Origin of the sequence: Dyella sp., assembly GCF_035508675.1 — a bacterium.
Lineage (GTDB): Bacteria > Pseudomonadota > Gammaproteobacteria > Xanthomonadales > Rhodanobacteraceae > Dyella_B.
In genome coordinates this window covers 1-7644 of record NZ_DATJMN010000040.1, presented here as the reverse complement: position 1 = coordinate 7644, position 7644 = coordinate 1, and the positions used below count along the sequence as shown (strand labels likewise).

Genomic DNA, 7644 nt, shown 5'->3' with positions numbered 1-7644 from the left:
GCGAAGAACTTGTTGTCCAAAAGTTTGCGATGCTCTTCCAGCCATACCGGCGCCCCAGGCATGACGTCGCGAACCTGTTGGGCAAACGCGTGAACCTGATCGAAGCGAGCACGGGCCAAGCCGCGTAGATCGAAGCGAAAGCAGCCCTTGGACTGCACGTAAGGAAGTTCCTTGAAGTGCTGCGCGATGTATTTGCGCATCAGCACCTTGTTCACGCCGCCGGGGCCGATCAGGTGGCTGTCGGGAACGTGATGGAAAACCCAGTCGCGCAAGTGTTCGTCGCAATAAGGATAGGCCAGCCGAAGCGCCATGGCCTTGGCGGTATACATGCCTTTGCACAGGTGCGCCGACTCCACGATGGTGAGCGAAATGCGGCGTATGGCTTCCTTCGATTGCGCAGCTTCAAGGTCGGCGCGAAACGGCGTGATACGCTGCCGTGAACTGGCCGAGATATGCCAGCCGAACAAGGCATCCACTTCCGCATCGCTGAAACGCGAGCCGGGGAGATAACGCTCGAACGTATCCATCTGCAGCGTCGATAGCGCAAAGCAAGCCCTGAAGCTGCGGTTCACGAGCCTGGATTTGAACAGCGCCTGCGGCACGCGGATGCCGCGCGCCATCAGCGTAAGCAACCGTTCCCTCATATGTACGGGCGTGCCGAAATATTCGTCTGCGCCAATGCCGTCGATGATGCCGTCGCCACCTTGTTTGCGTACTTCGGTTGCCAAATCGGCGTATGACAGCGCGGCAAAATCGGCGGTGAGCAAAGGCATGCGTGGCAGCAGCGCAAGATAGCGGTCGTAGGCGCGCCCCGGGTCGCATACCAGGGCTTCGTGACGCAAGCCGAGCTGCCGCGCGACAAAGCGCGCCGACGCCATCTCGTTTTCCTCTTTGCCGCCCAGATAGGTCAGGCAGGTTGCGTCGGGGCGCGTCTGGGCCAGCGCGATTGCCATCGACGTGGAGTCCTTGCCGCCGCTTTGAAACATCCATGGCGAATGCATGCTTGCCGTGGAGCGCTCGATCGAATCGCAAAGCAGGCGGTGAAAGGTTTCAAGCAGCGTGTTTTCGTCCACCGCTCCAGACGGCGGCCGCGTGGGTGCCAAGGCCGACTGAAACGTATAGTGGTACTGCGGAGCGTCGTGCATGTCCTGCGACGGGTCAAAGCCTGTCGCTACAACCTTGACGTTGCGATAGATGGAATGCGGCGGATAGACAAACGTGTTTCGCAACAGATCCGCGATCGAGACCGGATCCACCGACGCATCATTGCCTTGAAAACTGTCGAGCGGCGAGAAATCCACTTCGCTCTGATAAGGCGAGGTGTCGATTTGAACGTTCAAACCACCGGAGATTCCCGACTCCAATCCTACGTTCGTTGCTCGAAAAGCGCTCTGGTTTATTTTGGGATTTCTCATCGTTCCAAACACTTAACCGTTTCCTCGCTGCTCTTGTAGTGGCTGTTTCGAGGTTGCCCAAGCAAGTGGGCTCAAGCTGCGGCGCCAAAGCAAACGCGTCGAGCACTGGCGCTGTCGTAACGACCGTGTCGGCGTTGGTTTGCTGCCGGCCGTAAGCGGGACAGTTTCCCGGCAAACTTTTTTTTATCGCCTTGGCAAGCGCTGCGCCGCAAAGATTCTGCTTGGCGATATAAGAAGGCGAAGGCGGAAGAAGACAGTGCAGCAACACGATACGACATGAGCACGCAGTACTTCATGAGTTCTCCAGACGACACAGCGTTCGCCCGTAGCGCGAAGCCCTGATATCTTCGCAATCGCTACTGGCACCGCAGTGTTGGGTGGTGTGGTGCATGAGAGGGTCAGATGGCGGCCTTCCGTGAAGGATGCATGCAGCGTTGTGTGCGAAATGTGTGCTATGCGTTTACGCCGCTGTGCACATTTGTGTACATCCGCGCGGGCCAAATGTTGGTTTCACGAACCTGACGCGGGTTAATCGCGCGCACGGCCGATTGCGGAAATCAATACTGTCTACTCGATGTTTAGATAAAAGCAAAATGATGTCATGCGACGATCGATCGCATTGAGCCTGCGCAGAAACATTCTCGATGATCGTTTCAAGCCATGCGCAGCAGGATGGCTCATGGATAGAAGACCAACGCCGATGCATCGACGCGGTGCGCATGGCACACCACAACCGTTCGGCAGCGATGTGTAGAACTGTGTAGAACATAGTGGCCAACAGCCCAAAGCCTCACGGTCGTCATTCCGGCGAAGGCCGCAGTCCAGTTTGAATACGCCGTGCGACGCACACCTCACGTTTTTATGTCGAGCGCTTCGCGCGTCATTATTTGTACTGGATTCCGGCCTTCGCCGGAATGACGGTGCGGCGGTAACCGCCACCCCGGGAACCCCGTCCGTACCCCACATTTGCACCGACCCTTCACACCCTCTAGATTTCCCCTCACATCCATCGTTGAGGGCAACGCCATGCGCGTACTGATCGCAGCGATTTTGGGCGGCATCGTGATGTTCTTGTGGGGCTTCGTCGCACACATGTTTCTGGGCCTGGGCAACCCCGGCATCCATCAGCCCGCGAACGAGGACGTCGTACTTAGCGCCCTGCATCAAGGTCTCGGGCCCACGCCAGGCGTCTATATCCTGCCCTCGCTGGACTTCAACAAGTGGAACGATCCGGCCGCCCGCGCCGCCTATTCGCAAAAGGCGAACCAGTCGCCCTACGCATGGGTGGTGTATCAACCGCAAGGCAAGGACATGACCCAAATGAGCGGCCAACTTCCGCGCGAATGGGCATCCAACACCTTGTCCGCGCTGGCCCTGGCCTTTCTGATGGGGTTGAGCGCGTTCAGCTTTCGCAAGCGCCTGGGCATCGCCGTGGTGGCCGCCTTGTTCGCATGGCTGAGCACCTTGGCGCCGTATTGGAATTGGTATCGCTTCCCCGAAGCGCTGGTCTTGGCCGCCCTGATCGAGCAGCTCATCGGCTGGCTGCTGGCGGGCGCGGCGATGGCGTGGTGGATCGGCCGGCAGGAACGCAAAGCAGCCTGAAAGCGGAGTAGGGGCCACCGCGTTGCGACCGCGGCGGCCCCACGGCGATAATCCCGGGTTCTTGCCGCCGATTTGGACCCCAACATGCTGGACCCCGCACTGCTGCGTTCGCGCCTGGCCGAAACCGCCGCGCGCCTCAAGGAAACCCGAGGCTTCACGCTGGACGTGGCCTCCGTGGAAGCGCTGGAAAGCCAACGCAAGCAGCTGTCCACCGAAACGCAGGAGCTGCAAAACCTGCGCAATACCCGCTCCAAAGCCATCGGCCAAGCCAAGGCCAAGGGCGAAGACGTCGCCCCGCTGATGGCCGAAGTGGCCGGCATCGGCGACAAGCTCAAGGCCAACGAGCATGCCCTGGCCGAAGTGCAGGCCAGGTTGTCGGATATCGCCCTGGGCATCCCCAATCTGCCCGACGAATCCGTGCCCGCCGGCAAAGACGAAAACGACAACCAGGAAATCCTTCGCTGGGGTACGCCACGCCAGTTCGATTTCGCGGTGAAAGATCATGTGGATCTGGGCGAGCGCCATGGCTGGCTGGACGGCGAAGCCGGCGCCAAACTCTCCGGTGCGCGCTTCACCGTCATGCGCGGCCAGCTCGCGCAGCTGCATCGCGCGCTTGCGCAATTCATGCTCGATCTGCACACGCGCGAACACGGCTATCTGGAATGCAACGTGCCGTTGGTCGTCAACGCCGACACCATGCAAGGCACCGGGCAGCTTCCCAAGTTCGAAGAAGATCTGTTCGCCACGCAAGTCGGCGAGACCAAGCGCTATCTCATTCCCACCGCCGAAGTGTCGCTGACCAACTTGGTGCGCGACACCATTCAAGACGCCGATGCACTGCCGCTGCGCCTCACCGCGCACACACCGTGCTTCCGCGCCGAAGCCGGCAGCTACGGCCGCGACGTGCGCGGCATGATCCGCCAGCATCAATTCGAAAAAGTGGAAATGGTGCAAATCGTGCGCGCCGAAGATTCGTTTGCGCAGCTCGAAGAAATGGTAGGCCACGCAGAAAAAGTGCTGCAGAAGCTCGATCTGCCTTACCGCAAAGTGATGCTTTGCACCGGCGACATGGGTTTCGGCGCCGCCAAAACCTACGACCTGGAAGTATGGCTGCCCAGCCAAAACACCTACCGCGAAATCTCCAGCTGCTCCAACTGCACGGATTTCCAGGCGCGCCGCATGCAGGCCCGCGTGCGCAACCCCGATACCAACAAGCCGGAACTCGTGCACACCCTCAACGGCTCGGGCCTTGCCATCGGGCGCACGCTTATCGCGGTGATGGAAAACTACCAAAACGCCGACGGCTCCATCACCGTGCCGCAGGCTCTGCGTCCTTACATGGCCGGCGCGGAGCACATTGCATGAACGCACCGGCAAGCCGCACCTGGGACAACGTGGAGTTCTACTCCAGCTATTTCCTGATGATCGTGCTTGCCTCCGTCATCGGCACACGCCTGAGTTTTGCAGGCGTGTGGGAGCTGCCCACGCTTGATCTTGTGCTCAGCGCCATCGCGCTCGTGCTTGTCGTCGCCAGCTTCTGGATCGCCCGCAAACGTCGCAGCTGGCGCGTGTGGATCATCGCCTTCGCCACCGCAACGCAGCTGTTGCCGATGGTGCTACGCCATCCCGCCACGCTGTTTCCGCTGCTCGGCGGCCTGATTCCCGTGGTCATCACGATTTGGGCGCTGGTGGCGCTCTCGCGCAAAGGCGCGAATGGCCCGCGAGCACGCGGTTCCTGATACGATTGCAACCCTCGCGAGATCGCCAAATGTTCGGCAATCAAGCACAAAAAAATCGGAGAGATGGCCGAGTGGTTTAAGGCAGCAGTCTTGAAAACTGCCGTAGGTGTAAGCCTACCGTGGGTTCGAATCCCACTCTCTCCGCCAGAAAGGCAAAGGCCCTGATTTTTCAGGGCTTTTTGTTGTCTGGAGAAAAGCTGGCCAGTCCACATATTGCTCCACAAGGAACGGTATGCACATTCCGAATTACCTTCGGCTAGCGACATCAGGAAACTGGCATTTTCGCCAAAGAATTCCGACGCATTTGTCTCGCAACGCGAGCAAAACTGAAATCACTAAAAGCCTTCGGACCCGTGATCTCTTCACGGCTCAAAGACGTGCTTTGGCCTTGGTCCAAGCGTATGCTCAAACCTTCGCACAGGTCGGGGGGCTGGGTCTGTCAGTGGCTAAGGATGGCTTACCTTCTGTTGATGAAATCGCCAAGGCCATTGCCTTGGGATATCGGGTCATTGTCAGACCATCGTTAACAAGCTTAGTTATTTGCGTGGCTTTTTCGAGTGGGCCAAAGCGCGTGGGTACTATCCTTCATTTTCGAGAGATGAAAACCCAGCTGCTGGGCAAGTTGTGTATGGCAACGGCAATCCCCACCTTCCTATCAACCCACCAGCTCCCCTCCGCCTCCAACGCCCCGAGCACCACTGGAGGTTGAGATGCCTAAGTTCACTTATAACGGCATTGTTTGCGCCCCTGCGGCTATCGGCGGGAATGCCATTGAGTACCGAAAGGCTTGGGTTGTGGGCATTTTCGAGATAGACAAGGAGCCCGGCTCGTATTGGAAAAAGTTTCCAGCCGGTGTTGTTTATACCGTCGAGTTTGAAGACGGGTCATCCACCGAGTTCCATGAGAATGACTTGCGAGCATGGGAAAAGGGTTGATATGGAGACTGGCCAGGCTACGTCGACCGCTTCCATCACGACTGACGAACGCACGCATGAGTTATGAGCGAATCGACGGTTACCACGACGTTGCTCTCAAGGGCATCGTTGGTAGTGGTGCCCCAGGTATCATTGCTCTGTCATTTGTCATGGAGGATGGGCAACAGAAGTCGCTTACTCTGCATGCTTGCGAGATATTTCGGGCCACCGATTTTGTAAACCAGAATGTCGTCTCTAGGCTCCTGCTTTTCCGAGGACCAGAAATCGACACAGGCATCGTTATTGACAAGCTACGCTGGGCAACCAGCCTATCTGATGCGAAGTCATACTTAAGCCCTGAGTGGGTGGAAGTAGTTCTTGCGAAGATAAGAAGCGGCCAACTGTCTTTATTAGTGCTCGAGCCTAGTTGCGGGGCAGAGATCGTCGCTTTATTTTCACATCTGTCCACCTGATGCGTGGTAGACATTGAAGCGCTTCTGAACCACGATTTATCCAGGATGATTTGAATGAGTTGGTTTCTCTCGGGCTTCTGAGCTTGGAGTACGCGTCTGACAAAAGACGGGACTTTCAAATCACAAGGAATGCAGTGAGGTACGTCGAAGCGATAAGGGCATCAAAGTAATACTTTGGTAACTCTAAACTGGGGAGCAAGGGCGACGATGACGTTTGACCATAGGGACCGCTAGGCCGAAGATCGGTCCACACATCAACCCACGGTTTGTGGGCTGTCAGGCCTTGGAGGAGCGGGGTTGTCCCATCCCGCTCTCTCCGCCAGATACGAAAACGCCCCTCGTTAGGGGCGTTTTTCATTTCTGCGAGAAAGACTTGGCGAGAAGCAGCTGAGCTCGACACAGCTGCCCGGAACAAATTTGAGCCGCCACAGGTCGCGGTGGGCATCAAAGTGAGTTGCTTGACTCGACAGCTAACCCGGAGTAATTAGCCGGAAGCCTAACTGTCACAAGGAGATGGACATGCGAGCATTGCTGTTTCCCGCCTTGGTCGTCGTGTTGCTGGGCAGTACAAGCGCTTTTGCAGACGACCAGGCGATGCCTCACGTCGTGAATTCTTCCTATACGCCCGGCAATATCGAGCCTGTGCTGGTGTACGTAAATGACCGGGGCAAGGTTACCGATGCTTTGCCGGCGTACCGGCTTTCGCCTGAGCTCTCGCGCTTGCTGCGCACTAACCTCGACGAAATGATCCACAAACCTGCTTACGACAAGCAGGGCAAGCCGATGGCCAGCCAGTTCATCATCAACGTGGCCTTGCAGTCCGCGCCGCGTAATGCGGGTGGTTACGACGCTCATTTTGCATACGTATCGGCCTCTCCGGTACCGCCCGGCAGATGGTATTGGTCCCACGATGCAAGTGGTCGGCTAGGATTGGCCAGCTCGGACGCTCTCGCGAGCGGCGTTACGCAGCAATTTGTTACTCCAAGCGCTCCTGTGTACCCGCCACCAAGCTCCAATCGCGGTCGCTAGCGCTAGAGAGGCGCCAATCTGCTGTGATGCAGATGGCATGTTGACTCGGGGGTTCTCCGTTTGTCGCACGTCTTGCCCAGATTGAATTTGGGCAAGACGTGCGCCGCAATTTAGCGAGAGCGTGTAACCGTTCGGGCTTCAAATGCGTCCGTAGCAGGGACCTCTTGCAGACCGATGGCTTTGATGATGGGGACACACATGAACGGAAATGTTTTATTGGCAGGTGCACTCTTTGCCCTCGCTGCCTCTTGCGCCGGAGCCGCGACATCGACGTCACTGAATTCGCCGGACGCTACAGGCCCCGAACCCTTGGCCAGCACCATCCAGAAATTGGATGCCGAATTCTTCGGCTCATTCAACCAATGCAGTGCGCCCGATCAGCTTAAAAAGCACGGAAGCTATTTGAATCCGAAGGTCGAGTTTTACCATGACAAATCCGGCGTGACTTGGACAAGCCAAGCCTATATCGAGA

8 protein-coding genes, 1 tRNA gene and 1 pseudogene are annotated in these 7644 nt (G+C 57.7%); 9 read left to right on the top strand and 1 reads right to left on the bottom strand.

Going from position 1 to position 7644, the window contains the following annotated elements; all coding sequences use genetic code 11:
* Positions 1-1340: asparagine synthase-related protein (locus VMA74_RS02500; protein WP_325364482.1), on the bottom strand; the 1340-nt coding region annotated here is incomplete at its 3' end.
* A gap of 1101 nt (positions 1341-2441) precedes the next feature.
* On the opposite strand from VMA74_RS02500, the gene VMA74_RS02495 reads away from it, so the two are divergent.
* From VMA74_RS02495 to VMA74_RS02460, 9 genes and pseudogenes are all read left to right on the top strand, one after another.
* Positions 2442-3017 carry a hypothetical protein gene (locus VMA74_RS02495; RefSeq protein WP_325364480.1) on the top strand — a complete coding sequence of 192 codons (576 nt, stop codon included), beginning with the start codon at positions 2442-2444 and terminating at the stop codon, positions 3015-3017.
* An 84-nt stretch (positions 3018-3101) separates the two neighbouring features.
* A complete protein-coding gene (serS, locus tag VMA74_RS02490; RefSeq protein ID WP_325364478.1) occupies positions 3102-4382 on the top strand; it encodes a serine--tRNA ligase in 1281 nt (426 codons plus the stop codon).
* A complete protein-coding gene (locus tag VMA74_RS02485) occupies positions 4379-4756 on the top strand; it encodes an LrgA (protein WP_325364476.1) in 378 nt (125 codons plus the stop codon). Before serS ends, VMA74_RS02485 begins: the two co-directional genes overlap by 4 nt.
* A 57-nt stretch (positions 4757-4813) precedes the next feature.
* Positions 4814-4903 (top strand) — tRNA-Ser (locus tag VMA74_RS02480).
* An 85-nt stretch (positions 4904-4988) separates the two neighbouring features.
* Positions 4989-5465, top strand: a complete 477-nt coding sequence (locus VMA74_RS21590; protein ID WP_414649544.1) for a DUF6538 domain-containing protein — start codon at positions 4989-4991, stop codon at positions 5463-5465.
* Position 5466: 1 nt separating this feature from the next.
* Positions 5467-5691 (top strand): hypothetical protein, encoded by a 225-nt coding sequence (locus VMA74_RS02475; RefSeq protein WP_325364474.1) that lies wholly within the window; start codon positions 5467-5469, stop codon positions 5689-5691.
* Positions 5692-5747: 56 nt separating this feature from the next.
* Positions 5748-6143 carry a hypothetical protein gene (locus VMA74_RS02470; RefSeq protein WP_325364473.1) on the top strand — a complete coding sequence of 132 codons (396 nt, stop codon included), beginning with the start codon at positions 5748-5750 and terminating at the stop codon, positions 6141-6143.
* Between the two features lie 519 nt (positions 6144-6662).
* Complete coding sequence (locus VMA74_RS02465; RefSeq protein ID WP_325364471.1) at positions 6663-7172, top strand: hypothetical protein; 510 nt, start codon at positions 6663-6665, stop codon at positions 7170-7172.
* A 198-nt stretch (positions 7173-7370) separates the two neighbouring features.
* A pseudogene (locus VMA74_RS02460) lies at positions 7371-7644 on the top strand (DUF4440 domain-containing protein); the annotation flags it as partial.

What these genes read in the sequence shown, in the direction of transcription:
- VMA74_RS02475 (WP_325364474.1), top strand. Translation starts at nt 5,467, where the DNA reads ATGCCTAAGTTCACTTATAACGGCATTGTTTGCGCCCCTGCGGCTATC.
- VMA74_RS02470 (WP_325364473.1), top strand. Translation starts at nt 5,748, where the DNA reads ATGAGTTATGAGCGAATCGACGGTTACCACGACGTTGCTCTCAAGGGC.
- VMA74_RS21590 (WP_414649544.1), top strand. Translation starts at nt 4,989, where the DNA reads ATGCACATTCCGAATTACCTTCGGCTAGCGACATCAGGAAACTGGCAT.
- serS (WP_325364478.1), top strand. Translation starts at nt 3,102, where the DNA reads ATGCTGGACCCCGCACTGCTGCGTTCGCGCCTGGCCGAAACCGCCGCG.
- VMA74_RS02495 (WP_325364480.1), top strand. Translation starts at nt 2,442, where the DNA reads ATGCGCGTACTGATCGCAGCGATTTTGGGCGGCATCGTGATGTTCTTG.
- VMA74_RS02485 (WP_325364476.1), top strand. Translation starts at nt 4,379, where the DNA reads ATGAACGCACCGGCAAGCCGCACCTGGGACAACGTGGAGTTCTACTCC.
- VMA74_RS02465 (WP_325364471.1), top strand. Translation starts at nt 6,663, where the DNA reads ATGCGAGCATTGCTGTTTCCCGCCTTGGTCGTCGTGTTGCTGGGCAGT.